Consider the following 25,607-nt stretch of genomic DNA (forward strand, 5'->3'; position numbering starts at 1 on the left):
TCGATGTCCAGTTCGGTGATCTGTACGTCGACGCCGAGGGCGGCGAAGCTGGACAGTGTGGTGCGGTAGTTGCTGGGGTACGGCGAGCCGCTGTTGAAGTGCGACTGGAAGCCGACGCAGTCGATCGGCACGCCGCGCTGCTTGAAGTCCTGGACCATGCGGTAGACGGCCTGGGTCTTGTCCCAGGTCCAGTTGTCGGTGTTGTAGTCGTTGTAGCAGAGTTTGGCGTTGGGGTCGGCGGCGTCGGCGGCGCGGAACGCGGCCTCGATCCAGTCGTTCCCGGTGCGTTGCAGATTGGAGTCACGGCGGCCGCCGCCGTTGCCGTCGGCGAACGCCTCGTTCACCACGTCCCAGGAGTCGATTTTGCCCCGGTAGTAGGTGGCGACCCGGGTGACGTGGTTGAGCATCGCGGAGCGCAGCGCGGTGCCGCTCATGCTCTGCATCCAGCCGGGCTGCTGGGAGTGCCAGGCGAGGGTGTGGCCGCGGACCTTCCAGCCGCGGCTGGTCGCGTGGTTGACGATCCGGTCCGCGTTGGTGAACGTGAACTGGTTCTGCTGCGGCTCGGTCGCGTCGATCTTCATTTCGTTCTCGGCCGTGACCTGGTTGAACTCGCGGTTCAGGATGGTCACGTAGGTGTTGTCGCTGAGCTTGTTCGCGGCCACGGCGGTGCCGAAGTAGCGTCCGCCACGTTCGGCGGCGGAGGCGCCGAGGGTGGTCGCGGCGCTGGCGGAGCCGGCGAACGTGATCGCGGTACCGGTGGCGACCAACGCGGCGGCGGCCGAGACGAGCAGGACCCGCATACCTTGCCGCAACTTCGGGCGTCTACCCGTTGGCGGGAATACGTTGCTCATGGTTCGTGCCTCTCGAAGGTGGTGTGGTGGGCGGGGTGTGACGGGCTACCGCCTGCCGTGGTGCCCGCTCAGCAGGTGCGGTCGATCTGCGTGAGTTGCCCCCGGCCGCGGGGCGGTGGGGCCGGGTACCTCGGGCGATGGTTCCTCCTCAGGCGGTTCGGGTCGGTCGAGGTGGCGTACGCCGGCACCCCGGCGCGGCAGGTCAGCCGCCCGATACGGTGGCGCGAGGTAGCCCTTCCGCGCGTGGTCCGGTGCCCGGATGCCGGTCTCCACCGCGCGGACCTCATCGACACGACTCGATTTCGGGATGCTAACGAAAGAATTCCGAAACTTCAACGGGCCGGCTGTTGGCCCGATCTGGTCGAACGGTGCGGCCCGGCGGGTCGAAAGTCCGCTGATCCGTCAGCTGTCGGCGCTGAGTCGCTGGTCAGCTCCGGTGCGCCGGCATGGGACTGCCCGGCGACACGCAGCGCACATGTTCGATGAAAATTTCCGGAACTAACCGTCGGTCCCGGTCGGCGGCAGGGCCGCCTCCACCTCCGCGAGCCGCCGCCGCAGGAACCTGCGTTCCGGCTCGTTGCCGACCAGGTCAAGGGCCTGTCGGTACGCCGTCGCGGCCTCCGCGTCGCGGCCGAGTCGGCGCAACAGGTCCGCCCGGGCGGCGGGCAGCAGGTGGTACGCGGCCAGCCGCCCGCTCCGGTCGAGGTCGTCGAGCAGGGCCAACCCCGCCGACGGGCCGTCCCGCATCGCGACCGCGACCGCCCGGTTCAGTTCGACGACCGGTGACGGTGCCACCCGGGCCAGTACGTCGTAGAGCGCCACCACCTGTGGCCAGTCCGTGCTCGCCAGGTCCGCCGCCTCGTCGTGCAGTGCGGCGATGGCGGCCTGCACCGCGTACGGGCCGGGCTGCCCACGTGTCCCCGCGCCGGGCTCCCCGCCGAGCGCGGCGAGCAGGAGTTGTCGTCCCTCCGTGATCCGCGTCGAATCCCAGCGCGTCCGGTCCTGGTCTGCGAGCAGGACGACGTCGCCGTCGGGTGTGGTCCGGGCGGCCCGGCGCGCGTCGACCAGGAGCAGCAGGGCGAGCAGTCCGGCGACCTCCCGCTGCCCGGCCAGCAGCCGGTGCAGCAGCCGGGCCAGCCGGATCGCCTCGTCGGCGAGGTCGACCCGGACCAGTCGCGGGCCGGCGCTCGTGGCGTACCCCTCGGTGAAGATCAGGTAGATCACCTGGAGCACGGTGGGGAGCCGGACCGGAAGTTGGTCGACGTCCGGTACCCGGAACGGGATGCGCGCCTGACGGATCTTCCGCTTGGCCCGGGCCACGCGTTGGGCCATGGTCGGCACCGGAACCAGGAACGCCCGGGCCACCTCCGGGGTGGTGAGCCCGGCCAGGTGACGCAGGGTCAGCGCGACCCGGGCCGCCTCGGGCAGTGCCGGATGGCAGCAGGTGAAGAAGAGCCGCAGCCGCTCGTCGGGTACGTCGTCCGGGTCGTCGGTGGAGACCGCCGGCCCGTCCCGTTCCGCCTCGACCTGGAGTACGGCGAGCCGGGCCGCGTACGCCTGGTCGCGTCGCAGCCGGTCGACGGCCCGGCGGCGGGCGGTGGTGAGCAGCCACGCCGCCGGACGTGTCGGTACCCCGTGCGCGGGCCAGTGCCGAAGGGCCGCCTCGATGGCGTCGGAGGCGACCTCCTCGGCGAGGTCGAGGTCGCCGAACTGCCGGACCAGGGTGGCGAGCAGTCGGCCGTGTTCCTCGCGGAAGACCCGCTCGACGGCGTGCGTCTCGGTCACGCCGGGTCGGTCCACCAGTCCGGCTTGTCGAACTCCATGACCGGCCGGATCTCGACCGTGCCGCGCGACGCGGCCGGGCAGCGGGCGGCCCAGTCCACGGCGGCGTCCAGGTCGGGCAGGTCCACCAGGTAGTAGCCGCCGAGGATCTCCCGGGTCTCCGCGAACGGCCCGTCGGTGACGGTGCGCCCGCTGTCGGCGCCGACCCGGACACAGGTCGCGGTCTCGGTGCCCTGCAACGCCTGGCTGTCGAGCAGGGCACCGGCGTCCGCGAGTGCCTTGTCGTAGGCCCAGTAGGAGTCGATCTCGGCCTGGACCGCCGCCGGCTCGGCCGGGTCGCCGGCCGGGTCACCGTAGAGCAGGAACAGGTACTTCACGGTTGTCTCCCTCGGGTCGTCGTCGGGGGCGATCGCCTCCCAGCCTGACGACGAACGGACCGGGCCGGAATCGACACACCGGCCGGATCCGATTGTCGTGACCTCGATCCGGACCACCGACAAAAATTCTTGTCTTGACGGGAGCGATTGTCGGTGGAAGAGTATGGGCATGTTCGAAATCGCGGTGATCGAGGACCCGACAGCGGCCGAGGTGTCACTGGACCCGATCCGGGCCCGCCTGCTGGCCGCCCTCACCGAACCGGCATCGGCGGCGACGCTGGCGTCCCGGGTCGGTCTGGCCCGGCAGAAGGTGAACTACCACCTCCGGGCACTGGAGCAGCACGGCCTGATCGAGCTTGTCGAGGAACGCCGCAAGGGCAACATGACCGAACGGGTCATGCGGGCCACCGCGGCGTCGTACGTGATCTCGCCGGTCGCCTTGGCCGCCGTACGCCCCGACCCGGCGGCCCAGGCGCCGGACCGGCTCTCCGCACGCTGGCTGCTGGCGCTGGCCGCCCGACTCGTCCAGGACGTCGGCGCGCTGATCACCGGCGCCGACCGGGCCGGGAAACGGGTCGCCACGTTCGCCGTCGACGGCCGGGTGCGGTTCGCCTCCGCCACCGACCGGGCCGCGTTCGCCGAGGAACTCGCCGCCACCCTCACCGCCCTGGTCAGCAAGTACCACGACGAAAAGGCGCCCGGCGGCCGCGAGCACCGGGTGCTGCTCGCCCTGCACCCCAGCGCCGACCCCGCACCCACCCGGTCCACAGACGACGACACCACCGAGGAGTGAGTGACATGACCAGCCCCGCAGCCATCTCGACGTACCCGATCGCCCGGACCGTCCGGACCGCCGAGCCCACCACGGCACGCGGCCGCCGCCGGCAGCGCGCCCTCGGTGTCGGCGCCGCCGTCGTGTCCAGCAGCCTGCTCTACCTGGTCGCCCGCGCGGCCGGCACCGACTTCGTGCTCGTCGCGCCGAACAACCCGGTGCCGCACCCGCTGATCCTGCCGGAGATCGCGGTCTTCGCCCTGCTCTTCGGCCTACTCGGCTGGGGCACGCTGGCGCTGCTGGAGCGGTTCACCCGGCACGCCAGGGTGATCTGGAGCGCGCTGGCCGGCGTGGTCCTGCTGGCCTCGTTCGTTCCGGTCTTCCTCGAGCGGGCCAGCACGGACACCCGGATCATGCTCTGCCTGATCCACGTCGCGGTCGCGGTCGCGCTGGCCCCGATGCTGCGCCACCGGGCCGGCCGCGCCCGCTGACCCCGCCTCCACCGGCACATCCCGCAGCCGCCACCCCGACATCCGCACCAGCGACAGCGAACAGCGCGTGCCGGGCCTGGAACGTCCACCGGGACAACCAGACCCGGCACGATCTTCCGAAAGGACGGAAACACACCGTTATGGGACACCAATTCGAACTGCAGAAGACCGTCGAGCTGGCCGCGACGCCGGAAGAGGTCTGGGCGGCGATCGCCACCGGTCCGGGCATCGACTCCTGGTTCATGGGGCGCAGCGAGGTCGAGCCCCGCGAGGGCGGTCGGACGCGGTTGTCGATGCTCGGCCAGGTCGCGGAGGCGACGGTGACCGGCTGGGAGCCCGGCAAGCGGTTCGCGAGCCGGACCGAGCCTGGCCCCGACGGCACGTTCCTCGCCACCGAGTACCTCATCGAGGGCCGCGACCAGGGCAGCACGGTGCTCCGGATGGTGCAGAGCGGCGTGCTCGGAGACAACTGGGAAACCGAGTACGAGGCGATGCGGGTCGGCTGGGACATGTACCTGGGCAGCCTGGCCGCGTACGTGGCCCACTTCCCCGGCCGGAGCGCCACCCCGGTCACCGCGTTCCGCCCCGGCGCCGGACACCCCGACCAGGTGTGGGCCGCCGTCACCGGCGCGTTCGGCGTCACCGGCCCGGTCACCGAGGGCGTGCCGGCCCGGCTGACCGTGCCGGGACTGCCGCCGATCGACGGGGTGGTCGACCTCGTCGGCCTGCCGACGTACTTCGGGGTCCGCACCGACGACGCGATCTACCGGTTCCTGCACTCCGGCACCGAACGGGGCAACGCCCTGGTCGTCGGACACCACATCTTCGCCGCCGACCCCGACCCGGCCCGGACCGAGCAGGCCTGGCAGGAGTGGCTGGACCGGCTTCCCGTCGGCTGACCGTCCCGCTGCCGGTCGGTCGCGACCCAGCCCCTGGCCGTCCCGCTGCCGGTCGGTCGCGACCCGGCCCCGGCCGCTCAGGGTTGGTCAGGTGCCGGTCCCCGTCGACCGTCCGGATCTTCGGATCCCCCGGTCCGTCGGCGGGCCGGCACCGGCACCGGCGTGATCCGCATGCCGGCGAGCCCGTGCAACGAGTACAGCAGTCCGAGCACACTGCCCCGGTCCTGGAGCAGCCGCCACTTCGCCTCGTGCAACGCCTGCCCCACCGTGGAACCGGTGAGCAGACCCGTGTAGAACCACCGGCTCATCACGGCTGCCGTCCCGTCCGGGATGTTCGCCGAGGTGCCGATGACGCCCCGGTTGCCGTTGCGCTGGAACGGCTGGAGCAGCGAGATCGCACTGTGCGGGTCCATCACCGCCGTACCGCAGGCGTTGAGGAACACCAGCGGCTTGTCGGTCCGGTGCGTACCCACCCGCCCCGGACCCTGGGCGGCCCAGTGCTCCACCAGGTCGCTCTTCAACTCACGCAGCAGGACCCGCAGCTCCCGACGCTGCTCGTCGGCGAGCAGGTAGCCGTGCCCGTCCGGGTCCTCCGGCCGGGCCTCACAGTCACAGGCGAAGTGCAGGACCTGGTCGGCCGGTACGCCCCGACTGCCGTCGACGCCGAGCGCCGGGTCACACAGCTGCGCGGCCAGGCTCGGCGCGTCGGGCTTGCCCACGTCACCCGGGTACGGCCCCTCCAGCCGGAGCTGGTCGCCCCGGCCCCGGAAGAAGTCCAGCTCCTGCCGGGCCCCCGGATAGCCGGCGTGGTAGACCATCCGGAGCGGCAGCCGGTCCCAGCCAGCGAGGTCCAGATTCCACTGCACGTCGTCCCGGTCCCGGCGCTCCACCACGGCGGCGTAACCGGGAAAGGCGAGCGCGGCCTGCTCCAGCTCCGGCTGGTCCCGTACCCGTGGCGGGCGGGCCGGTTCGAACAGCGGCAGCAACTCCCACGGGAAGACGTGGTCCGACCGGGTGATGACGTGGATCAGCGGCGGCTCACCCGACCGGACGCGCCAGGTCGGACAGGCGGTACGCAGGAACTCGACCAGTCGGCGCGAGTCGTTCTGCGGATCCGTCAACACGTCGAAGAGAAACGCCCGACCGTACGCGCCGAGCGCCGCCAGGCTGTCGCCGGCCGCCACCAGGTTCCGGCGCGCCCTCTCCTCCGGGTCGGCCGGCACGGGTGCGTCGACCCGCCCCCGGTGCTCCCGCAGAATCCGGCCGAGGCCGGCGTTCAGCTTCGCGCCGTGCTGGCGTACCTCGCCGAGCGGGGCGAGCCGGACGGTCAGGGTCGCCCCGACGCCCGGCGCCTCCAGGTCGAGCCAAAGCGCACCCTCGCGCTCCCCCGTGTAGACCCGCACCGTGGGCCGGTGGTTCGTCCGGTGGTCGGCGCGGTGCACCCCGCCGCTGGTTCCGTCGCTCATCCGTGACCCTCCCGTCCGGTCCGGACCGGTCGCCGTCGTTCACCCGTCGCCGTGCTCCGGACCGGTCGACGGCACCAGACGGGTCGAGGCGCCGTCCGACACCGCTTTGACCTGGATCGGCAGCGACTGCACCAGGCGGGCCGAGGAGAGCAGCACGATCCGCACCTCGTGCTCGCCGGCCTCGGGAAAGACCAGCTCGGTGTGGTGCCGGACCTGAGCGTTGTTGACCGGGCAGGTGACGGTCAGCTCCGGCCGGGACACCTCGACAAACGGCGCGTCGATCAGCACGTTGAGCTCGACCTCCGGCGCCGCCGTACCGGCCGCCGCCGCGGGTCGCCAGACCGAGGGCGGCTCGAGCACCGGATGCTCGCCGAGCGCGTACGGCCGCTGCCCGGTCGCGACGACCACGGTGAGTTCGCAGCGTTCGCCGACCGGCGCCTGCCAGACCGGCTCCGGACCGGTACCCGACACGGCCACGGTGGCCGGCCCGCTCAGCTGTACGCCGACCGCGCCCCGGAACGCCACGGCCGGCGCCGGCGCCAGCGCCTGCCGGATCTCGTCCCGCAGCCGCCCGGTGACCGAGCTGGTGACCCGGGCGGTCAGCGACTCGGTGCTGGCCGCCGAGAGGCTGACCCGGTCGGTGGGAAACGCGGCGTACGGGGCCGGGAGTTCCGGACGCGGCAGCCCGGTCGGGAACTCCCGGCCGGCGAGCAGCGGTTCACGGCCGCTGGCCTGGTCGTGTTCCAGGATTCGCAGGACGTCCCGGAGCGCCGCCCAGTCCTCCTGCTCGGCGAAGGTCGCCACGGAGGTCATCAGCAGGTGCCGGGCCGCCTCGCGGTCGCCGGCCCGCAGCCGGATCTCGCCGCGTACCCGGTCCAGCCGGGCGGCGAGCGCGGCGAGCACCGCGGCCGGCTCGCCCCGGACGTGCAACAGGTCGAGCTTGCCGGCGGCCACGTGGGCGAGCCGGTCCGCCTCCACCCACCAGTCCAGCGCGAGCACGGTCCGGGCCAGCAGGCAGTACGTGCGCACCTCGCCGATCGGGTTGCCCATCCGTTGGAAGGTGACCGCGGCGGCGGCGGCCCGCCGGACGGCGCGTACCGCCGCCCAGGCCTCGGTCGGCCCGTCGCCGTCCTCCGCCACCGCCCGCCCGTCGCCGTCCTCGGCCATGGCCCGACCGAGCAGCGACCGCGCCAGCCGGTACTGCACCGTCGCCTTGCGGCGCTGGTCACTCGCCACGAACTGGAGGGTCTCGCCGAAGTACGCGTCCGCGCTGTTCCAGTCACCGCGCCGACGTGCGGCCTCGGCCAGCGAGAGCAGGATCCGGTAGCGGGTGGCGTCGGGGATCCGGGGGTCGAGCAGCTCGTCCTTCGCCGCCTCGGGGGTGTCGACGTGGTGCACCTCGCCGAGCAGTACCCGGACCAGTCGTTGCTCACCCTGGTCGTCGACGGCCACCGCGTGACGGTGCGCGTCCTCCAGCGCGTCGATCGCCTCCCGGTACCGGGCGGCCTGCATGAACGCCTCGCCGATCTTGCGTCGGGCGGTGGCGAGCCGCAGCGCCGCCTTCCGGGCCTCCGGTGAGTCGTCGTCCGGGGCGTCGAGCCGCAGCCGCTCGCAGAACGTCGTCGCCCGGTTGAAGGTCTCCTCGGCCTCCCGGTACCGCTCCACCGCGACCAGGTACGTCCCGGCGGCGAGCAGGACGTCGACCAGACCGAGCCAGTCCTGCTCCCGTTCGGCGGCCTGACTCGCGCTCCGGTACGCGTCCAGGGTCTCGGCAGTGGAGACGTTCGCCGGTACGCACCCGTCCAGCCAGGCGCCGATCCGCCAGCGGATCCGGTCCGGGGTGTCCGCCGTTCCGACCAGCCGGAGCAGGTTCGGGTACTCGAGTCGTACCCACTGCTGCGGGCTGTCCGCGATCCGTTTCGGCAGTGTCGAGTTGGCCGACAGCCACCGGGGCGCCTCGATGGCGGCGAAGTCTGCCTCCAGTACGGCCAGCGCCGCGGCGACGACCTCCAGGTACGCCTCGTCCAGCCGGGCGAAGGCGGCCTCGACGTCGGCCCGGGGCATCCGGGCGGCCTGCTCGGTGGCGAAGAGTCGGACCAGCGGGTGCAGGCCGTACCTGGCGACCCGCGAGGTGTGGTCCATCCCGTGGTCCTGCAGCAGTTGCGCGGTGGCCAGCCGGTCGACGAGCGCGTCCGCCTCACCGCCGGGCAGCCGCATCATCGGGGTCAGTACCCACGGTACGAAGGTGGCCGACGGGATCAGGGCGAGCAGCGCCAGCGCGGTCTGTTCCTGGGGGAGGAGCCGCTCGTACTCGGTCCGCAGGTGCCGCCGCAGCGGGCGTCCGGGTCGGACCAGCCAGCCGAGCCGGGACCGCTCCTCCCGGAGCAGGCCCGCGACCTGGCAGGCGTCCGCACGGTCCTCGGCCACCCGTTCGGCGGCGGCGCGGATGGCCAGCGGCAGGCCGGCGCAGTAGTTCATGATCTCCGCGACGCATTCCGGACGCACCCCGTCCGGTACGCCGGAGACCGCGGCGAACATCTCCAGCGCGCCGTCGTCGTCCAGCGGTGCCAGGTGGTACGACGGCGCCGGCAGGTGGTCCGGCCAGAGCAGGTCACGACGGCTGGTGATCAGCACGGCGGTGGCCGGCGAGTTCGGCATGACCAACTGCACCTGTTCGGCGCTGCGCGCGGCGTCCAGGATGAACAGCATCCGTTTCCGGGCGGTGAGGGAGCGGAAGACCACGGCCCGGGCCTCGGTGGTCGGCGGCATCTCACCGACCTGCCAGCCGAGGGCGAGCAGCAGCTCCTGGAGAATCTCGTGCGGCGGCCGGTCGGCGCTGCCGGTGCCGAGGCTGACGTACACCTGGCCGTCCGGATACTGCGCGGCCAGGTCCCGGGCCAACGCGTCGACGAGCGCGCTCTTGCCGACCCCGGGCATGCCGTGCACCCGCAGCACCACCGGACCGGTCGCCGGTTGGCCCTGTGCCGGGCGTCGCCGGCGCCACCACGACCGGCGGGGCGGTTCCGGCCGGGCCGCCCGCTGCGCCTCGTGCTGCTCGCGCAGGTCCGCCAGTTCCTCGGCGCGGCCCCGGAACAGGTCGTCCCGGGCCGGCAGGGTGGGCACGGCCTCGATCCGCCAGCGGCCGAAGCGCCACCGGCCGAACCACCGCCGGGCGAGCCAGGCCAGGCCGGTCGACCCGGCCAGCCACCCTCGTACCTCCTCCCGGCGGCTGCCCGGCGGTTGCCCCCGCCGGGCCCCCGACCCGCTCGGACGCCCCGACCCGCTCGGACGGCGTGACCCGGCCGACGGTGTCGGCCGGCCGGCGGCCCGGGGCGGCGTGGCGCGAGGCTCCCGGGGGACCAGCGGTTTGCTGGACTCCAGCGCCTCCGGAGGTTCGAGCAGCAGTACGGTGACGGCGCCGAACACGCTCAGCGCGCTGAGCGCGACGTACTGCCAGCCGGTCGGGATGTTCTCGTAGAGCGTGCTGAGCACAACCGAGAGACCGGTGAAGATGGCGCCCGCCCACAGCCGGAGCCAGTGCGCACGGCGCCGGAGCCGCTGGAGCCGGACGCGTAGTGATACCGGCTCGGCCGATCGTCCCCGGTCCCTCGCCGTCATCTCGCGGCGACGGTCGTCGCGTGGGGTCGACGGGTACGGGACGGGCCGCCACCTGGTGGGCTGCCGCCCGCCTCGGTCGGCTCGTCACGCAGTTCGGACTCCACCTCCCAGAGCAGTCGGGCCGCGAGCCAGTGCCCGTACGCGTCGCCGACCCTGGTGTACGTCTGCTTGGCGGCCTTGAGCAGGGCGCTCGCCTCCTGGACCCGGTCGGCGAGGTGGTACGCCTGGGCCAGGGCGGTCGCGGCGTCCGTCATGATCCACCGGTCACCGCAGCGCCGGAACGTGCCGTGGCTCTCCTCCAGCAGCGGAATGGCCCGTTCGAGGTTCTGTTCCGCCAGGTACGCCCGACCGAGTTCCAGCCGGGCGTGCCCGGCGCCGTAACGGTGTTCCAACCGGGTGAAGCCGGACAGCGCGGTGATGGCGAATTCCCGACTCTGGTCGAACTTCTCCTCCTGGAGCAGCAGCCGGGCATGCTGGAGACGGATCCAGCAGCACCGCAACTGCTGGTGGGCGGCGGGATCGGCGGTCAGTTTCTCCGCCTCGGAGAACAGCTCCCGCGCCCGTTCCGGATCCGCGCACATCTGCTCGACCACCCCGTGCGCCAGCAGGATCCCCGGCAGTTCGCGACGGGCGGCCGAACTCTGCGGCGCACACAGCTGCTTGGCCTGTGCGGCGTACCGCCGGCCCTGTGCGCAGTCGCCCCGGAGCGCCTGCAGCACGATCTGCTCGCGGAGCACCCGGATGTGCTCCACGTCGTCCCCGGCCTCCCGGACGGCTTCCAGGGCCTCGCCGAGTTCCGCCTCCGCCTCCGGGATCTGCCGCTGCCCCAGCCGCAGGCTGCCCGACAGCCGCAACGCGCGGGCCCGGACCAGCAACGAGCCGCTGCCCAGCTCCCGGGCCTCGCGGACGTACGCCGCCGCGGCGTCGATCCAGCCGAACTCGGCCACCACCTCGCCGAGCGCGACCAGGGCGAGACCCTCCCGGACCTTGGCCGGGGTGGTGGCGCCGGACCGGCTGTCGACCCGCCGTACGTCGTCCTCGCGGCACCAGGCCAGCAGCTCCCGGGCGCTCTCCAGCGCCTCGTTGAGCCGGCCCTCGTCCAGTTGCTGGTAGACCGTCTGGCCGAGCTGCCGTTCGAGGTCCCGGGCGACCCGCCCCTCCCGCTCGGTCCGCAGCGCTCCCCGGATGCGCTGCTGCGTCTCCGGGTCCAGCGCGGTGCCCATCCGACGCGCGGCGTAGACCTGGGCGTACCAGGGCAGCGTGTACGCCGAGACGCCGGACTCGTCGTCGACCTGCCGCTCGGCGAACCGGGCCAGCGCCAGCCGGTCGAGCAGCCGGGCGGCGAGACCCGGCGGATCCTGCTCGTCGGGGCGTTGGCCGCGCAGCAGGGCGGCGAGCATCCACGGCTGCACCTGACGGGTGTCGGCCAGGCCCAGCACCAGGAGGGCGTTCTGCTCGGCGCGGGTGAGGAGGGCGTACGCCAGGTCGAGGACCCCGGTGAAGGCGATGTCCGGGTCACCCGGCCCGGTGGTCGCCGCCTCCTCCATCCGTCGTACCGCGACCTCCAGTGTCCAGTTGCGACGGCCGGCGAGGACGGCACCGGCGATGGAGAGCGCGACCGGATAACCGGCGGACTCCGCCACGATCCGGGCCGCCTGGGTCGGCTCCTGCGGCACCCGGTCACCGCCGACGAGTTCGTCCAGCAGCTTGGTCGCGGCCGGGGTCTCCAATGGGCCGACCGGCACACTGAACAGGTGCGGGACCGACTCCCGCAGGGTCGGCAGCTCGCCCGTCGCGGTGACGACGGCGAGGCAGCGCCCACCGGCGGGCAGCAGCGGCAGGATCTGCTCGGCCGACTCCACGTCGTCGAGGATGACCAGGACCCGACGCCGCCGGGTACGTTCGTGGTACCAGCTGCGGTACTCCGTCGGGGCGGGCTGGCGTTCCTTCGGCCCGTTCAGTGCCCAGACGAAGACCGCGAGCCGCTCCTCCGGGGTGGTGACGTCGGCGCGGTCGAACCGGAACAGCAGCTGTCCGTCCGGGTACTCCTCGGCGACCTGGTGGGCCAGGTGGATGGCGAGGGCGGTCTTGCCGACACCCCGGGCACCGTGCAGCACGATCAACCGGGGTCCGGACCGGTCCTCGGCCGGCGTCGAGAGGTACGTCCACATCTCGGCCAGCGTGTCGTCGCGGCCGACGAGCAGGCCCGGCGGCGGCAGCTCGGCGGGGATCACCGGCTGGTGCCGAGGACTGTCGGCGGTCCGTTCGAGACCACCGGGGACGGCCGCGACCGGCGGAGCGGCGGCCCGCCGGCGCCGGACGACCGCCAGGAGGACGAACATCAGCAGCGCCCCGGTACTGACGGCCGTGATGTTGATGATCGTCGGAAGGAGCCAGGGGCGGAACAGGATGGCCATCGTCGCAAAGATCAAAATTATCGCCACGTACAGAAGCAATCGGATCCGTGCGCGCATCGAGTCTCTCCCCCTCTGGTTGTTCCATGATGGCGAGAGCGGGCAAGCCAGGCCAGCCATTGCGTCCCTTTAGTTCCCGAACACGGCGTGACGTGGTTCGATGCTCGGCCATTCACACATCGGAAATCAGCCGTCCGGATGAGCGGCCCGCGCCCCGGCTGTCGGGTCGCCGACTCTTCGCGGGGCGCCGCGGCGACGACGGTGTCGCGATGCCGCCGGCCAGGACATCGGCCGGCTCCGCCGGCGGTATTGGTTCAGCGCCGACGCTTCGGTACACAGGTATGTCAACAGTCGGATCAACCCCGGTCCGAAGTTGGTCGTCCTCGTCGCCGGCCTAGTGTTGGTACCCGCCCTCGCCGTGACACCGGACATTGGAGGCGTGGCTGGGGACATCGCTCCGGTCATGTCGGAGCCGGCTGGCGAGGGCTCGGCTCGATCGCGTCCATTTGCTAGCGTGCCGGACAGACATTCACGATCGACGATCGTCGGGGGATCGTATGTGGGGTGGTGACCCGGGCGCGGGTGGTCTGCTGGATCCGGACAGCGCACATGACGAGATCGCCCGGTGGCGGGGGCGTGTCCACCGGATGGCGGTCGACACGGAGTCCATGAGCGCCCGGCTTCGGGACGCGCGGATGACAGCAGCCGACGACGACGGGTTGGTCGAGGTGACGATCGACGCCACCGGCCGGTTGGTTGACCTGCGGCTCAGTGAGCGAACCAGGCAGGTCTCGACCGACGTGGTGGCCAGGACGGTCATCCAGACCATCGCGGTAGCGGCGCGACAGTTGGGTGAACGCGCGCAGCAGATCATCGCCGAGACGGTGGGAACGGATTCGCCGGCTGGTTACGAGATCGCTGAGCGGGTGGGGCAGCAGTTGCGGATGCCGGACCCGACGGTGGGCGGCGAGGACGACCGGCCGCGGTGGCGGTGAGACGCGGTGACCGGTTTTCGTGCCGCGGCGGATCAGATTCGCGTACACGCGCGCAACGTCGAGGCGGTCCAGCACCGCTTCGGTGCGGTGAAGGCGGCCAGCGCGCACATCGAGCGGAACGACGCGGCGTACGGACTGCTGTGCCAGTGGCTTCCGGCGGTGCTGGAGGGCCGGCACGTGCGCCAGGACGAGCTGTACGCCTACGTCGAAGAGAACTTGTCCCTGGTGGTGCAGGCCCTGCGGCAGACAGCGGACGCGTACGACAACGTTGACGGCCGGGCCGCGCAGCGGATCGGCGCGTCGTACCGGCCGACGGGACAACCGTGGTGAGGTCCGGCTCGACCGTGGTGGGGCGGGTTCGATGACCGACCCGTCACTCATCGCCGGTGTCGAGTCGACGCGTGAGGTGTGGACCGGGGCCTCGCTGGCGGACTCCGTCGAGGGCCTGGTCGACGCGATCCGCAGCGAGGGTTGGGTCGACGACCTCCTGGCCGGTACCGGGCTGGCGCTCGAGGTCGCGGGAACGGTCCTGGACCCGTTCAGTGCGTTGCTGGCGAACGGGCTCGGTTGGGCGATGGAGTACTTCGAGCCGCTACGGGAGATTCTCGACAAGCTCACCGGTATGCCGGACGTGGTGGCCTCGCACTCGGCGACCTGGAACAACATGGCGGCCGAACTGCAGGGGATGGCCAACGACCTGAACGGGCACCTGGGCCGGGACCTGCCAGACTGGCAGGGCGGTTCCGCCGAGAGCTACCAGAACCTCATGGTCCACAACGTGGACGCGCTGGCCGGACTGGCGGGGATTTCGGCAGCTATGGCGGTGGCAACCCAGGCAGCCGGAGATCTCGTACGCGCCACCCGCGACATCGTCCGGGACCTTATCGCGGATCTCGTGGCGCGGGTCATCGTGTGGGCCGTCGAAGCGATCTTCGTGGTCACGATCCCGGTGATCGCCGCGCAGATCGCCGCTGCCGTCGTCAAGTGGACCGGGCGGATCCTCAGCTTCGTCACCGCCCTGGTCAACAGCCTGACCAACCTCACCCGGTTGCTGAACGGGTGAGCCGGCCATGAGCAGACCCCGAGGGCCACGTGGCGGCGACGGCGACGCCCCCACCACGGGCGGCACCGGCAGCGGGGACACCTCCACCGGCGCTACCGGCAGCGGAGACACCCCCACGGGCGGTACCGGCAGCGGGAGACCGCCGGGGCGGCAGCGCGGGCCGGCGTCGGCGCAGAGCGTCGGCCAGGGGCAGCAGTCAGTCGGCGAATCCGCGCGGCTGGGCCGCCCAGATCCGGGAGCGTCATTTGGCGGTGGGCCGTTGGTGCCGGGGACACCGCCGAGTACCCCGCCGTCCGGATCAGCGACGGACCCGACGCTGGCCGGCACGACCGCGAATCCCGCCGGCCCCGCGACGTCCGGCGTACCGGGGTCCCCTGGTTCGCCGGCGGGGCCGGGCGGACCACCGGCTGGTTCGCCGGCCGACATCCCGGACTGGCGCCAGCGCATGGACGCCGCGCTCGGCACGGGCGGCAACCCGCCCGTGCTGGCTGGCACGCCGGGCGCCTCGGGAGCCGGCGCCAGCACCGGTGCGGGCGGCACGGATGGCGGCGGCTCCGGAGGTGGTGGTACCGGAGGTGGCGGTACTCCGCCGGGCGACGGTTCTGGCCCTGGTCGCGGCGGCTCGGACGACGGCGGTAGCCCAGGCGATGGTGACGGCAGCGGTTCGGGCGACGGGAACGAGGGGCCGTACACACCGGCTGACCGGACTGACCAGGAGTTGCAGGACGACCTGGATCCCACGCCACGCGACGGTGAGACGCCTGCGCAGGCGGGTGACCGGGCTGACGCCGCCGCAGCGGAGATCGAGGTCCGGCGGTACGTCGAAACCTACGAGCAACTCGGCGACGAGCCGCCCCGGTTCGACGTCGCCAACAACGACGCGCAACACGGCAACCTGACCGGCCGGGACCACCCGCACACCAACGAACGGCACGGTCCGGACATACGGCTGGAGCGCGACCCGACCGGCACCGACCCCACGATCGAGGGCCGGATCTACGGCGATCCACCGTGGGGCAACCACGCGACTTATTCATTCCGATGGGACGACCCATCGGTGCAGAACAGGGCGATCAACGAGTATGTAAACCAGAACTGGGAGCAAATCCGTCACGAGTTGGCGGTGAACGGGAGACACGACGGAGGCTTTGACTTTGGTAACCGCGTGGGCGAGGGGTACTACAACGACGGGGCGTACGGCGCCGGGCCCCGGCAGGCCCATCACCACGTGACCAGCTACGTCGAGATTCGAATCAGAGTCGTGCCTGGTTCCAATCCATCCGAGCCGTATATCCTTAGTGCATTCCCCAGCGCCAACCCGAAAGGTTGAGCCAGCAATGGATCTGTCCCGGTTGCCTGAGTCGGCCCGTAGGCGTGCCGAGCAGCTCAATGCCCGTACTCCGCTGGAAGTGGTTACCGATCTTGCTGCGGGGTACCTGGCGGACGCTGACGGCTTTGACGAGGTGATCGATGACATCCGTAGTGCAGCGGCGTACAATGTACGAAATGTCCGGGGTCAGATTGCCGCGATAGAGCAGGTGCTGGCGGAGCCGCAGCCACCGAACGCTCTCGCCCACATAGTGATCTGGAGAGGCAACTGGCCCTTGGACGACGACCCCACGGACGCTGGGGCGGCTGCCTTCCTTGCCGAACTTGCCGATCATATGCGGGCGGCGGTTGCCGAGGTGGAGGCCGCCCGGCAGGCGCGGTTCCGGAAGCCTGCGGCCACGGAGCACACCACCGGTTCCGGCGAGCGGACCGCAGGGCCGGACGAGCCGACGTCACCCTGAGCTTCACCCGACCCGCCGTCCGTCCCCACCGTTCCACGGCACCGAGGCAACCGCCGCTGCGCGAGTCCGTCCCGGACCGACGGATCGAAGAGCAACCAGGCCTCCGGCGCACCCTCGTCGCCCTGCCTCGTACGACATCATCCGGAGCTGCACGGGAGCCGCCCGACTGGCGACTCCCTCGACCGCTCGTCCAGTCGTCAGCCGCCCAGCCGTTCGACCACTGGGCGCCGGATCACGAACTTGCCCGGCTCTCGTACCTGCTCGAACGCCGCGTTGTTGAGCAGCACGCAGCTTCCGGACGGGCTCGTCACCGTGACCGTGACGGACTTGTTGTTGTCCAGGTTCGTGACCTTGAGCTTGGTGCCGACCGGGAAGACCCCGCTGGACGCGGCCGGCCCGGCATCCTCGTTGAACAGGGTGACCGTCGAGCCCTTGCAGACGACCTCGCCTGTCCCGGACGAGCCGCTGTTCGAACCGTTGCCACCGGAGTTGTCGCTGCCCGCTCCGTCGTCGCCGTCCGGGTCGGCGGGCGCCTTCGGCGGTTGCTCGCCCGGTCCGGCCTCCGGCGGGGCGGCCGGCGCGGCAGGAGCGTCCGCCCGTACGTCTGCGGTGCAGCCGGCGGTGGCCCGGCGCTGCTGGATGAGGTCGACCACGGCCTGCCGGTTGGCGATCCGATCGGCGGAGAGCGCGTCCGGGTTGGCCTGCTGCTCGGCGATGAAGTTCAGGTTGTTACGCAGCGCGGTGTCCAGACCGGTGCAGTTCTCGCCCGCGTTGCCCAGTCCGGTCCCGGCAGCCAACGCGCCGCCGAGCAGGGCTGTCGCGGCCACGCCGAGGAGGATCTTCCGCGCCCGGCTGGTCGTCCTGCCTCGCCTGTACATAAACACTGCTCCCTCGGTCGTCTGCTGCCCGTTGCAGCCGCCGATGGATACGTGGGTGAACTCCGGGCGGATTTGTGCAAATCCCTAAATGTTCCTTAACTGCCACCGATGCTCGCCGCCAGCGGTGGGAACCGCCCGACGCGTACGGCTACCGGACCGGTACCCCGGCCATCGATGTGGCGCAGGGTCCTGTTCGTGGCGTCCGGTCGACCAAGTGTGAGGGGTGCCGTCTGGCGATGTGGAGCGCGCGTACCGCCTCGGAGACGGCGACCGCGCCCTCGCGGTGCCCGATGGTGTCGTCGCCGAAACCCGGGCTGTGGACGAGTAGTACGGGAATGCCCGCGATGTCGACGTCGGTCGGGCTGCACTCGTAGGCGCGGGTTTCGCCGTCAGGTCGTACCTCGCCCGAGGAGTCACGGCCGTGTGGCATGTGTGCTCTGCCGTCTCAGAGTGGCGCTCAGCGAGACCGTCCGGCCCTGGGCGCCGGTGAGGGTCCGCCCGTCCGCCCCGATCACGTACGGTTGATCGAGCGTGACCACCCGCCTGCTACGTTGGCCATCGTGAATGCCGACAAGGGACTGCCGATGCGGTCGATCGCGGGAACCGCGCTGTTGCTGGCGGCGATCGGTGGGTGTTCGTTCACGCCGATCGAACCGGTGGATCCCGGCATCAGTTCCGCGACGTCGAGGCCGCCGGTCGAGCTCAAGTCCTTCGACCCGCCCACCCGCTTCGATGCCGCCGCCGTCACGCCACTGGAGGTCTCCACGGACGCGGACGAGGTGCTTCTGCACGGCACCACGGCGGTCGTTCCGATCCACGGCAGCAAACCGACGGCGTCCTCCGAGGACGAGATCCGTCTGGTCGACGTCCGCACCAACACGGTGCGGGAAGTGATCAAGCCGACGTACCCGCTGCCGAAGATCGGCACGGTGACGGTGTTGCCGGCGCTCACGTCCGTCGGAGGCCGGCCGACCGTGCTCGCGCCGTTCCTCGGCGAGTCGCCGGGACAGGGCACCACGCCGGGCCGTCCGCTGGTCGAGGTCGTGGCAATCGACCCGGAGAGCGGAAAGGCTGACTGGCGCGCCGAGATCCCGGTCGAGGGGTGGCCCGAGAACGGCAGTGCGAACGGCGTCGAGGTCTCGGTCGTGGGCGTGGCCGACGGGGTGGGAATCGTTCGGATCGCGGACTCGTCGCTGTCGGCGGAAGGCGGCGACACGTACGCGCTGGATCTGGGCAGCCGCAAGGTGCTGTGGAGCATGCGCGGGTTCGCGGGGCGGGCCGTGGCGGCCGGAGTGGTCGCGGGCCAGCAACCCGGAGCCGGGCAGACGCCGAAGGTCCAGGTGCGCGGAATCGACGCGCGAACCGGCCGGCAGCGGTGGGCGTCGCCGCGTGACGCGTACTCGGTCGACGTGTTCGCGGCCGGCCCGTCCAAGGCAGTGGTCCGGGGACGCACCGAACCGGACGGGAAGCGGTACGTCGAGGTTGTGGAGATCGCGACGGGACGGGCGGTGACCGTCACCGAGGACAAGCCCGATGCGCCGGCCCCGCACCCGCAGGACTGCGTGTACGACGAGCAGGCCATCACAATCTGCTCCGGCAACGACTGGGTGGGCGCGCTCGACGCACAGACCGGCTCCTGGCTGTGGTCGATCACGAAGGGTGGCTCGCGTCTCGTTCCCTACGTGACCGGCGCCTGGCACGGCGTCGTCTACGGAAGGACCGACAACGGCCCCGTCGTCCTCGATGGCAGGACCGGTACGGACCGGGAGACCCAACCGGGAGTCGCGCCCTCGGTGGTGAACGACTCCGTGGCGATCGGCCCGTGGCCCGGCGGCAACCTGGGGTCGAGCAGCTACCCGGTGATCGGGTGACAGGCGTTCGTCAGCTGGGACCAGTCCGCTCACCGGCTGCCCACCGCAGGTCGGGGTGACGCGGCGACGGGGTGGCCGGTTGTCCGGCCGACCACCCCGTCCATCCGGCTGGACAGCGCCGGATACCGGTCGGAGACCCTCCCGCCACGTCGGTGTAGGCAGGAGCGTGCGTGCCTGCTCGACGAGGATCACGACAGCGGGGTCAGCGCCGCAACTGCTGCGTGATCGTAGGGTCGGCGATCTGGGTGTCCTTCGCCAGCATGAACGCCTTGCTGAGGATGACGGCGAGCACCCGGTCACCCTCGAACGGGAGGAAGACGTCGCGGGTCGAGGAGCCGACCGACTGCTTCGGCACAATGCAGAGGTACTGGTCGTTCGGGCTCATCAGGATGTTGCCCGAACCAAGATGGATCTTGTAGGTGCGCAGGTCGCCGCGGACGACGAGGAAACGACCCTCGACCTCTGCCCGGTCGGCGATCGCCAGCCGGGGGACGAGGCGTCCGAGTATCTCCTTGCGGGTCTGCGCGGTGCCGCTGAGCTCGCCGAAGCTGTAGGACGCCCAGTACTCGCGGAACTGTCCTTCCGGACCGCCGTCCTGCCAGGTCGGGTCGTTACCGACGCTGGCGACGCCGACGAACAGGTCAACGTCCCGCAGGACCTCGCTGAGTACCAGCGGCGGGATCTCGGCCAGCGGCAGCGGATCGGTCGGCTGCGCGTCCTGGTGTATCCACTGCGCGTAGCCGCCGCCACCGGCGTGCGCGTGGTTTTCGGGTGCCGAGATCGGATAGAACCGGACCTGGTCGGTGGTGATCCGCAGGTACGCCCCCGACTCGGTGGCGTCGGTTTCCCAGTCGTCGCCGACGCCCTCGATCCAGAACTCCGCACGCAGCCCCCACTGCGTCAGCTCGCGGGTGGCCGGCTCGTACTCGTCGTCGACCATCATCCGCAGCTTGTTGCGCCATCCCCGGGCCGCGGTCAACGCGTGGAACTGGTGCTGGCGCAGGATGTGCGCGGCGTACCGGTTGGAGTAGACCCGGGTGTTCTCCTCGGCCGCAGTCAGCAGATAGACCTCGCGGTGTGCCTGCTTGAACGGTTGGGTGACGCGTTTGGCCTCCAGCCACGCGCGCCAGGCGATCACCTCGTCCACCTCACGGCCGATCGGATGCCACAGCCGTACCGTCTCGCCGGCAGCGATCTCCTTGTCTTCACTGGTACGCAGAGCGCCGTCCCAGTACGCGCACGGCACGTCGTCGACCAGCCAGATCAGCCGACGAGCCAACGTGCCGACCAGCGGATGGTCGAGGTAGCGGGCGCGCCAGGCCTCGAACGGCCAGACCCGCTGGGCGAGGAACTGGCGGTCGAGGCGTTCCGCCTGGGCCGACAACATCTTTTCCACGTCCTTGACGGCGGCCTTGAACTCGGCGAGTTGCTCGGAGTACGCCGAGCGCACCGAGGCGGGGACCGACTTGACGGTCTTCCCGGCACTGTTGCGCCAGGTGACCGTGACCGTCCCGGACGTGGCGTCCAGCGTCGCGGAGGCCTCGCCGAAGTGTTCGACGCGCCTGCCGACCTCGGTCAGCCCGTACGCTGGAACGGCCAGTTCCTCGACCTCGTCCCGGGTCAGGTGCAACGCGGCGGCCCGGGCGTCGAGGGCCGCGTTCAGCTCCTTCAGCGTGCCCTTGAAGGTGACCCGTGCGGCGAGTCGGGCGAGCTGGGCGAGCGCCTCCTCGGACGGGACGCGCGACAGCGCGTACACGCAGGCATTGGCGACCTTCGGGCTGCGCGGGCCGAGCCCGGTGGCCTTGCGCAGTGACGTCTCGACCAGCGCCCCGAGCACCCGTGGGGTCTCGGGCTGCTCGGGCAGGAACGAGACCAGCCAGACGAGTCCGCGCAGTACCGTGGCGTTGAACTGGTCGAAGGCCTCGTTGACGTCGTGTTCCCACCGGGTGCGGTTGAGCAGGATGGTGCGCGGACGCCCGACCAGGCCAAGCCAGGTCCGCAGCCGGTCACCGGGATCAGTCAGCTCGACCAGTAGCTCGCGGCCGGTCGTTTCCCACCTCTGCGACGGCTTGGCACTCGTCGCGGTCGCCGCGTGCCGGAACACCTCGTACCATCGGCGGGCCTCGGCAGGGTCGAGCGACGCGACGTCGGCCAGGGCACGATCGGCCCACGCCTCGCCCGGATTGAGCATCGGTACGTCAAGCTTGTCCAGCAACGGCTTGATCGCTTCGGCGGCGCTCCAGTAGCCGTGCGCGACGGTGCGGCGCAGCATGGCGACGACCTCCACCGGAAGCGGCCGGCCGGCTTCGAGGAGAAGTTCGGTCATCCGCCGCAGCTCGTCGCCGCCGAAGTAGGCGGTGTGCCTGGCGCCGAAGGCGAGTGCCACCGCGGCCGAGTCTGGTGTCCTGATCTTGCTGTAAGGCTTGACCAGGATTTCCAGCAGGTCGTTGGTGACGCGCCGCTGCTCGGTCTCGGTGACCTGGCAACAGCGTTCGAGGACCGCCATCAGCAGCTCGGGCTTGCGCTCGGGCGCGAGGAGCCCGAGCGCGGTGGTCGCGTCCCGACTCTCGTGGCCCCAGTCCCCGGTATAGACGGCGGTGTAGGCCATCACCTCGTCGGTCAGGGCCTCGACGTCACCGTGCCGGGCGAGTGCCGCCATCCGCTCGGCGCGTTCGGGGAAAATCGTCGGCGTCGGCATCAGCCACCGACCAGCGGGACGAGCTTGAGGAAGGTGACCTGTGCCCCCCGGGTCAGCTCCACGACCGCGTCCAGTTCCTCGACCTGCTGGTCGTCGACGAGCACGATGAAACCATTGCGGGAGAACGCCTCCAGGGCCAGGGCGGCCTGCTGCTCCGGATCGACCCGGCGCGGCTCCTTGAGCTTGAAGCCGTTGAGCGTTCGCTCGGTGTCGGTCGGCTGCATCAGCCCTCGGAAGACGTCACCACCCTTCGCGTTGTGCTCCGCGACCTCCTGGAAGACGCGGCGGCGGATCACCTCACGCAGCGGCAGCCGCTCCTCGAAGATCTCCAGATGCCACGCCGCACTGCGCTCACCCGCGGTCGTCTCATCGACAAAACTCACCATGGCCATGGCGCCGCAGTCTAGGACGGCCCTCCGACAGCGCATCGGCACTCCGTCCTCGGTTCTCGGTTGGGCACGACCTTGTCGCCGTTCATCCGATCCGGCTCGTCACCTCTGCGGTTCGAGCCAGGCTAAGATTCGATGTCACCGCGCTGTCACCGAACGATCACCGCGTCCGAGCTGCCAGGCGAGACGCGTACGGGGAGTTTCTCGTTTGGAGTTCCGAATACTGGGCCCGTTGGAAGTGGTCGCTGACGGGACACCCGTACCCCTGCAAGGCACGCGTGAACGGCGCATCCTGGGTCTGCTGGCCGCCAATTGCGGTCGCCTGCTTTCGCTGAATCAGCTCGTCGACGCGGTATGGAACGACGAGCCGCCGGTCACCGCCGCGGCCAGGGCCGGTAGCCACGTCTCGGGCCGTGCTCGGGGCCGGGTGGGTTGCTGCGGTGTTCGCAGAGAAGCTACGACGGGCGGCCGAGGCGGAGGGTGTGCTGGCGGGCTATGTGGAAAGCTCGCACCGCCTCGGAAACTGCGACCGCGCCTTCACGATCCCAGATGGTGTCGTCGCCGAACTCCAAGCCTCGGACCAGAAGGACGGGACTGCCGGCGATGTCGACGTTCTCCGCGGTGAACTCGTACTCGCGGTTGTCTCCGTCGTCGTCGACCACGCTGACTGTGTAGGACGACTCGTCCTTGGCGGCCATGCCGGTCAGCCGCCAGCGAGCCGGGGGTAGGTTGTCTGTCATTGCTTAAACACCGCGTTCCCGTTCCAGTACTTGAGAAATTCGTCAAGGTCCATAGCGTATGACGACCCGCCGCCCCACGGGTCGCGGATCATGATTCGCCCGTCGGGGCGTACTCCGTCGACCACGACTGCGTGTCCGATCGAGTTGAGCGGGTCCTTGAGCTCGGCGTCCCAGGGTGCGCGTGGGTTGAGCAGGTTCAACGCGTCGGGGCCGACGTAGCCGCCGCGCCAGTCGGGGCCGAGAGCCGATGGTAGGCGGTCGATCGGTGCTGGCGCGCCGAGCGTATCGATGAGGTCGTCCTGCGATTTTCCCGACAGTATGGCGCCGGTAGCGGAGACACAGGAGGCGTCGTTCTGCTGAGCTATCGCCCCGCCGGGCGTTTCGTCGATCGTGCGCCAGTTGCCGCCGGCGCCGGCCATGGACGGGTCGCGGGCCGGTACCGCGCGGATCGGACCGGTCTCGGTCGCGCGGCGCTTGAGCAGGTCGGCGATGGTGGCGACGATCTCGTCGAGTTGGCGGGCCAGCGGCGACAGATTGTCCAGGCTGCGGATCACCGCCCGTAGTACCCGGGCGATCCGGGCACCCCATTTGGCTACCAGGGCAGCGACCTGCGAGCCTACGTACGGGGTCGCGGTGCCGAGGCTGAGGACCTCCTCGGCGGTCCAGAGCGGTAGTCGGACCAGCAGAATCGAGACGCACTCGCCGATGAGATCGCGCACCAGTGTGGGGTCTGTGGATCTAACGGTGTTTCCGGACGCACTCGCCGATGAGATCGCGCACCAGTGTGGGGTCTGTGGATCTAACGGTGTTTCCGGCCTGACCTACCGGGCGTTGTGCCTGGTGAGGGGGTGCCGTGATGACCGCGACACTGAACAACGTGACCCCGAGAAAGGCCAAAGCCGACCAGTCGGCGGAGGCAAAGGCCTGGGTCCTGCGTGTGCAGGCTTACGCTGCCGGGAGCCGAGTCATCCTTCCTCGTCATCGAGCAGTTCGCGGCGCCATTCGGCGAATCGGCTGCGGAGATCGTCCAGCGCTCGGCCGGTGACGCCGTACTGGGCGAAGTCGTCGGGATCGAGCTGGGCGGCTTGTCCGAGCGCGTCGGCGAAGATGCGCGGGTCGAAGCCACGGTCGGCGCGCTGCGCGAGGGTGAGGAGGGCGTCGCGGGTGTAGCGACCGGATCGGAGCGTGGCGTCGATGTCGATGAAGTCCCGGGCGAACGCTCGCCCGTAGAGGGCGCTCATCTTGTTCGCGACCGCGTCGTCGGGGTGCAGTACCGGTCCGATCGCCATGAGGATCGGTTCGTTGGCACGCCAGTCCACGCCGAGTTCGACCTTGGAGGTCCGTACTCCGTCAGTGACGGCCAGTCGGGCGAACGTGTCGTACTGACGCTCGGTCTCGACAGTCAGGCCATCATCTCGGTAGGCGTGCACGACGGCGATGACCGCGGCGGTGAACTCGTTGCGGCGGTCCCAGGCGGTGAACAGGTCGACGTCCTCGCTGGGCCGCTCGAGAAGCCCGGCGGCTTGGACTGCGTAACCGCCGGCCAGCGCGAAGCCGTATCGATCGGCCGCCGCGAGCCCGGTACGGGCGAGGCGTTCGTGGAAGGGGTCCACCGCTATGCCGCGTTGCTGCGGGTTGCGGCGAGTTCGGGGAAGGCTTCCTCCCAGCGCTGACGAAGTTGGGGTGGCAGCCAGAGGGTGGGCCAGAGCCGCCGGAGCAGGTCGGCGTCGAGCCAGGTGTTCAGGTCCTCGACCGTGGCGGCTTCGGTGAGGACCACCTTGTACATGCTGGCCAGGCGTGTGGCCCGGTTCAGGTCGTACTCGGCGTGCCCGGACCAGTCGAGATGACGCGGAAGCGTCACCGTGCCTTCGGTCGGGCCGTGCAGTGCGGTGAGGGTTTCGGCCACCACGTAGGGCCTCCGGTCGCCGTAGGGCCGGTAGTCCGCCGGCGGCTGGGGCGATGTCCTGCGCCGGCTGATGTTTGTCGCCCGCCGGACCTCCGGCCGTAGCGCCTGACGAATCGTCTCCCGGCTGTACCCGGTGACCCGCTGCAGATCCACCGGCCGCCACCCGGCCGCGTGGAATGCCCGAAGCTGCTCGTCCCGCTCGGTCAACGCAGCCGCCCGCGTCGCCTCGTACCGGGAGACAACCGCGTGCAGCTCATCCTCGGAGAACCGGCCCATGCCCATCAGCCTACCATGCTAGGCCCAGCACGCTTGGCTTTCAGGCATATCTCAATAACCGGCGGGACCAGCGATGGTGATCGCGATGGATGCACTCATGTTCTGGTGAAGCCTCGTCCGTCGACGACCACTCACACCGGGCGAACCGCAGATTCGTGGTCAACCCGCCCCGTGACTGCCCACTGCGTGACTTTCGGGCTCGGCATCGACGCCATCGGAGGCGACTCGATTCGCAATCCGCCAGAGGTGCGGGCGCCAGCGGGCGTGCTGATAAGGCCCGGGTGCTGGTAGATCGACCTGAGTCCCAGGTGATCAGGCTCGCGGCATGGAG

At 70.9% G+C, this 25,607-nt stretch carries 22 protein-coding genes; 9 read left to right on the plus strand and 13 right to left on the minus strand.

Going from position 1 to position 25,607, the window contains the following annotated elements; all coding sequences use genetic code 11:
- From V1633_RS16515 to V1633_RS16525, 3 genes are all read right to left on the minus strand, one after another.
- Nucleotides 1–800 (minus strand): endo-1,4-beta-xylanase (locus tag V1633_RS16515; protein WP_331215225.1); only part of this gene is annotated, 800 nt, incomplete at its 3' end.
- 549 nt (nucleotides 801–1,349) lie between these two features.
- On the minus strand, nucleotides 1,350–2,636 hold the full coding sequence (locus V1633_RS16520) for an RNA polymerase sigma factor (RefSeq protein ID WP_331215226.1): 1,287 nt from the start codon (nucleotides 2,634–2,636) through the stop codon (nucleotides 1,350–1,352).
- A complete protein-coding gene (locus tag V1633_RS16525) occupies nucleotides 2,633–3,010 on the minus strand; it encodes a YciI family protein (protein WP_331215227.1) in 378 nt (125 codons plus the stop codon). The genes V1633_RS16520 and V1633_RS16525 overlap by 4 nt, the downstream gene beginning before the upstream one ends.
- A 169-nt stretch (nucleotides 3,011–3,179) precedes the next feature.
- Here V1633_RS16525 and V1633_RS16530 point away from each other — a divergent pair, with 169 nt between their 5' ends.
- The 3 genes from V1633_RS16530 (at nucleotide 3,180) to V1633_RS16540 (ending at nucleotide 5,172) form a co-directional block, all read left to right on the plus strand.
- Complete coding sequence (locus V1633_RS16530) at nucleotides 3,180–3,803, plus strand: ArsR/SmtB family transcription factor (protein WP_331215228.1); 624 nt, start codon at nucleotides 3,180–3,182, stop codon at nucleotides 3,801–3,803.
- 5 nt (nucleotides 3,804–3,808) lie between these two features.
- A complete protein-coding gene (locus V1633_RS16535) occupies nucleotides 3,809–4,273 on the plus strand; it encodes a DUF6069 family protein (protein ID WP_331215229.1) in 465 nt (154 codons plus the stop codon).
- A 140-nt stretch (nucleotides 4,274–4,413) separates the two neighbouring features.
- A complete protein-coding gene (locus V1633_RS16540; protein ID WP_331215230.1) occupies nucleotides 4,414–5,172 on the plus strand; it encodes an SRPBCC family protein in 759 nt (252 codons plus the stop codon).
- 77 nt (nucleotides 5,173–5,249) lie between these two features.
- Here the strand turns inward: V1633_RS16540 and V1633_RS16545 are convergent, their stop codons facing one another.
- From V1633_RS16545 to V1633_RS16555, 3 genes are read right to left on the minus strand one after another with little or no spacing between them, the layout of a single operon-like run.
- A complete protein-coding gene (locus V1633_RS16545; protein WP_331215231.1) occupies nucleotides 5,250–6,638 on the minus strand; it encodes a CHAT domain-containing protein in 1,389 nt (462 codons plus the stop codon).
- Nucleotides 6,639–6,677: 39 nt separating this feature from the next.
- On the minus strand, nucleotides 6,678–10,256 hold the full coding sequence (locus V1633_RS16550) for an NB-ARC domain-containing protein (RefSeq protein ID WP_331215232.1): 3,579 nt from the start codon (nucleotides 10,254–10,256) through the stop codon (nucleotides 6,678–6,680).
- Nucleotides 10,253–12,673: an NACHT domain-containing protein gene (locus tag V1633_RS16555; protein ID WP_331215233.1), complete on the minus strand. Its 2,421-nt coding sequence runs from the start codon at nucleotides 12,671–12,673 to the stop codon at nucleotides 10,253–10,255. Before V1633_RS16555 ends, V1633_RS16550 begins: the two co-directional genes overlap by 4 nt.
- 644 nt (nucleotides 12,674–13,317) lie before the next feature.
- Between V1633_RS16555 and V1633_RS16560 the strand changes: the two genes are divergently transcribed.
- From V1633_RS16560 to V1633_RS16580, 5 genes are all read left to right on the plus strand, one after another.
- Complete coding sequence (locus V1633_RS16560; RefSeq protein ID WP_331215468.1) at nucleotides 13,318–13,665, plus strand: YbaB/EbfC family nucleoid-associated protein; 348 nt, start codon at nucleotides 13,318–13,320, stop codon at nucleotides 13,663–13,665.
- Between the two features lie 6 nt (nucleotides 13,666–13,671).
- Entirely contained in the window at nucleotides 13,672–13,995 is a 324-nt protein-coding gene (locus V1633_RS16565) for a type VII secretion target (RefSeq protein WP_331215234.1), read from the plus strand.
- A 31-nt stretch (nucleotides 13,996–14,026) separates the two neighbouring features.
- Complete coding sequence (locus tag V1633_RS16570; RefSeq protein WP_331215235.1) at nucleotides 14,027–14,728, plus strand: WXG100 family type VII secretion target; 702 nt, start codon at nucleotides 14,027–14,029, stop codon at nucleotides 14,726–14,728.
- A gap of 445 nt (nucleotides 14,729–15,173) precedes the next feature.
- On the plus strand, nucleotides 15,174–16,058 hold the full coding sequence (locus V1633_RS16575; RefSeq protein WP_331215236.1) for a hypothetical protein: 885 nt from the start codon (nucleotides 15,174–15,176) through the stop codon (nucleotides 16,056–16,058).
- Between the two features lie 7 nt (nucleotides 16,059–16,065).
- Entirely contained in the window at nucleotides 16,066–16,518 is a 453-nt protein-coding gene (locus tag V1633_RS16580; RefSeq protein ID WP_331215237.1) for a hypothetical protein, read from the plus strand.
- 197 nt (nucleotides 16,519–16,715) lie between these two features.
- Here the strand turns inward: V1633_RS16580 and V1633_RS16585 are convergent, their stop codons facing one another.
- On the minus strand, nucleotides 16,716–17,345 hold the full coding sequence (locus V1633_RS16585) for an RlpA-like double-psi beta-barrel domain-containing protein (protein WP_331215238.1): 630 nt from the start codon (nucleotides 17,343–17,345) through the stop codon (nucleotides 16,716–16,718).
- Nucleotides 17,346–17,956: 611 nt separating this feature from the next.
- Here V1633_RS16585 and V1633_RS16590 point away from each other — a divergent pair.
- Nucleotides 17,957–19,267, plus strand: coding sequence for a PQQ-binding-like beta-propeller repeat protein (locus tag V1633_RS16590; RefSeq protein WP_331215239.1), 1,311 nt, complete (start codon nucleotides 17,957–17,959; stop codon nucleotides 19,265–19,267).
- A gap of 202 nt (nucleotides 19,268–19,469) precedes the next feature.
- On the opposite strand, the gene V1633_RS16595 is transcribed toward V1633_RS16590, so the two are convergent.
- The 6 genes from V1633_RS16595 to V1633_RS16620 form a co-directional block, all read right to left on the minus strand.
- Nucleotides 19,470–21,965 carry a DUF4132 domain-containing protein gene (locus tag V1633_RS16595; RefSeq protein WP_331215240.1) on the minus strand — a complete coding sequence of 832 codons (2,496 nt, stop codon included), beginning with the start codon at nucleotides 21,963–21,965 and terminating at the stop codon, nucleotides 19,470–19,472.
- On the minus strand, nucleotides 21,965–22,357 hold the full coding sequence (locus tag V1633_RS16600; protein WP_331215241.1) for a hypothetical protein: 393 nt from the start codon (nucleotides 22,355–22,357) through the stop codon (nucleotides 21,965–21,967). Before V1633_RS16600 ends, V1633_RS16595 begins: the two co-directional genes overlap by 1 nt.
- 452 nt (nucleotides 22,358–22,809) lie before the next feature.
- The gene (locus V1633_RS16605; protein ID WP_331215242.1) at nucleotides 22,810–23,052 is read right to left on the minus strand and encodes a hypothetical protein; all 243 of its coding nucleotides are present in this window, start codon (nucleotides 23,050–23,052) and stop codon (nucleotides 22,810–22,812) included.
- Nucleotides 23,053–23,090: 38 nt separating this feature from the next.
- The gene (locus V1633_RS16610) at nucleotides 23,091–23,813 is read right to left on the minus strand and encodes a cysteine peptidase family C39 domain-containing protein (protein WP_331215243.1); all 723 of its coding nucleotides are present in this window, start codon (nucleotides 23,811–23,813) and stop codon (nucleotides 23,091–23,093) included.
- Between the two features lie 246 nt (nucleotides 23,814–24,059).
- Complete coding sequence (locus tag V1633_RS16615; RefSeq protein WP_331215244.1) at nucleotides 24,060–24,707, minus strand: nucleotidyl transferase AbiEii/AbiGii toxin family protein; 648 nt, start codon at nucleotides 24,705–24,707, stop codon at nucleotides 24,060–24,062.
- A 2-nt stretch (nucleotides 24,708–24,709) separates the two neighbouring features.
- On the minus strand, nucleotides 24,710–25,276 hold the full coding sequence (locus tag V1633_RS16620; RefSeq protein ID WP_331215245.1) for a hypothetical protein: 567 nt from the start codon (nucleotides 25,274–25,276) through the stop codon (nucleotides 24,710–24,712).
- Between the last annotated feature and the right edge of the window lie 331 nt (nucleotides 25,277–25,607).

The organism is Plantactinospora sonchi, assembly GCF_036422035.1.
In the GTDB taxonomy this organism is placed as follows: Bacteria; Actinomycetota; Actinomycetes; order Mycobacteriales; family Micromonosporaceae; genus Plantactinospora; species Plantactinospora sonchi.

Excerpts from the sequence above, each read along its gene's own strand:
- V1633_RS16530 (WP_331215228.1), top strand. The coding sequence starts at position 3,180 with ATGTTCGAAATCGCGGTGATCGAGGACCCGACAGCGGCCGAGGTGTCA.
- V1633_RS16535 (WP_331215229.1), top strand. The coding sequence starts at position 3,809 with ATGACCAGCCCCGCAGCCATCTCGACGTACCCGATCGCCCGGACCGTC.
- V1633_RS16540 (WP_331215230.1), top strand. The coding sequence starts at position 4,414 with ATGGGACACCAATTCGAACTGCAGAAGACCGTCGAGCTGGCCGCGACG.
- V1633_RS16545 (WP_331215231.1), bottom strand. The coding sequence starts at position 6,638 with ATGAGCGACGGAACCAGCGGCGGGGTGCACCGCGCCGACCACCGGACG.
- V1633_RS16550 (WP_331215232.1), bottom strand. The coding sequence starts at position 10,256 with ATGACGGCGAGGGACCGGGGACGATCGGCCGAGCCGGTATCACTACGC.
- V1633_RS16555 (WP_331215233.1), bottom strand. The coding sequence starts at position 12,673 with ATGGCCATCCTGTTCCGCCCCTGGCTCCTTCCGACGATCATCAACATC.
- V1633_RS16560 (WP_331215468.1), top strand. The coding sequence starts at position 13,318 with ATGGCGGTCGACACGGAGTCCATGAGCGCCCGGCTTCGGGACGCGCGG.
- V1633_RS16570 (WP_331215235.1), top strand. The coding sequence starts at position 14,027 with ATGACCGACCCGTCACTCATCGCCGGTGTCGAGTCGACGCGTGAGGTG.
- V1633_RS16575 (WP_331215236.1), top strand. The coding sequence starts at position 15,174 with ATGGACGCCGCGCTCGGCACGGGCGGCAACCCGCCCGTGCTGGCTGGC.
- V1633_RS16580 (WP_331215237.1), top strand. The coding sequence starts at position 16,066 with ATGGATCTGTCCCGGTTGCCTGAGTCGGCCCGTAGGCGTGCCGAGCAG.
- V1633_RS16595 (WP_331215240.1), bottom strand. The coding sequence starts at position 21,965 with ATGCCGACGCCGACGATTTTCCCCGAACGCGCCGAGCGGATGGCGGCA.
- V1633_RS16600 (WP_331215241.1), bottom strand. The coding sequence starts at position 22,357 with ATGGCCATGGTGAGTTTTGTCGATGAGACGACCGCGGGTGAGCGCAGT.
- V1633_RS16605 (WP_331215242.1), bottom strand. The coding sequence starts at position 23,052 with ATGGCCGCCAAGGACGAGTCGTCCTACACAGTCAGCGTGGTCGACGAC.
- V1633_RS16620 (WP_331215245.1), bottom strand. The coding sequence starts at position 25,276 with ATGGGCCGGTTCTCCGAGGATGAGCTGCACGCGGTTGTCTCCCGGTAC.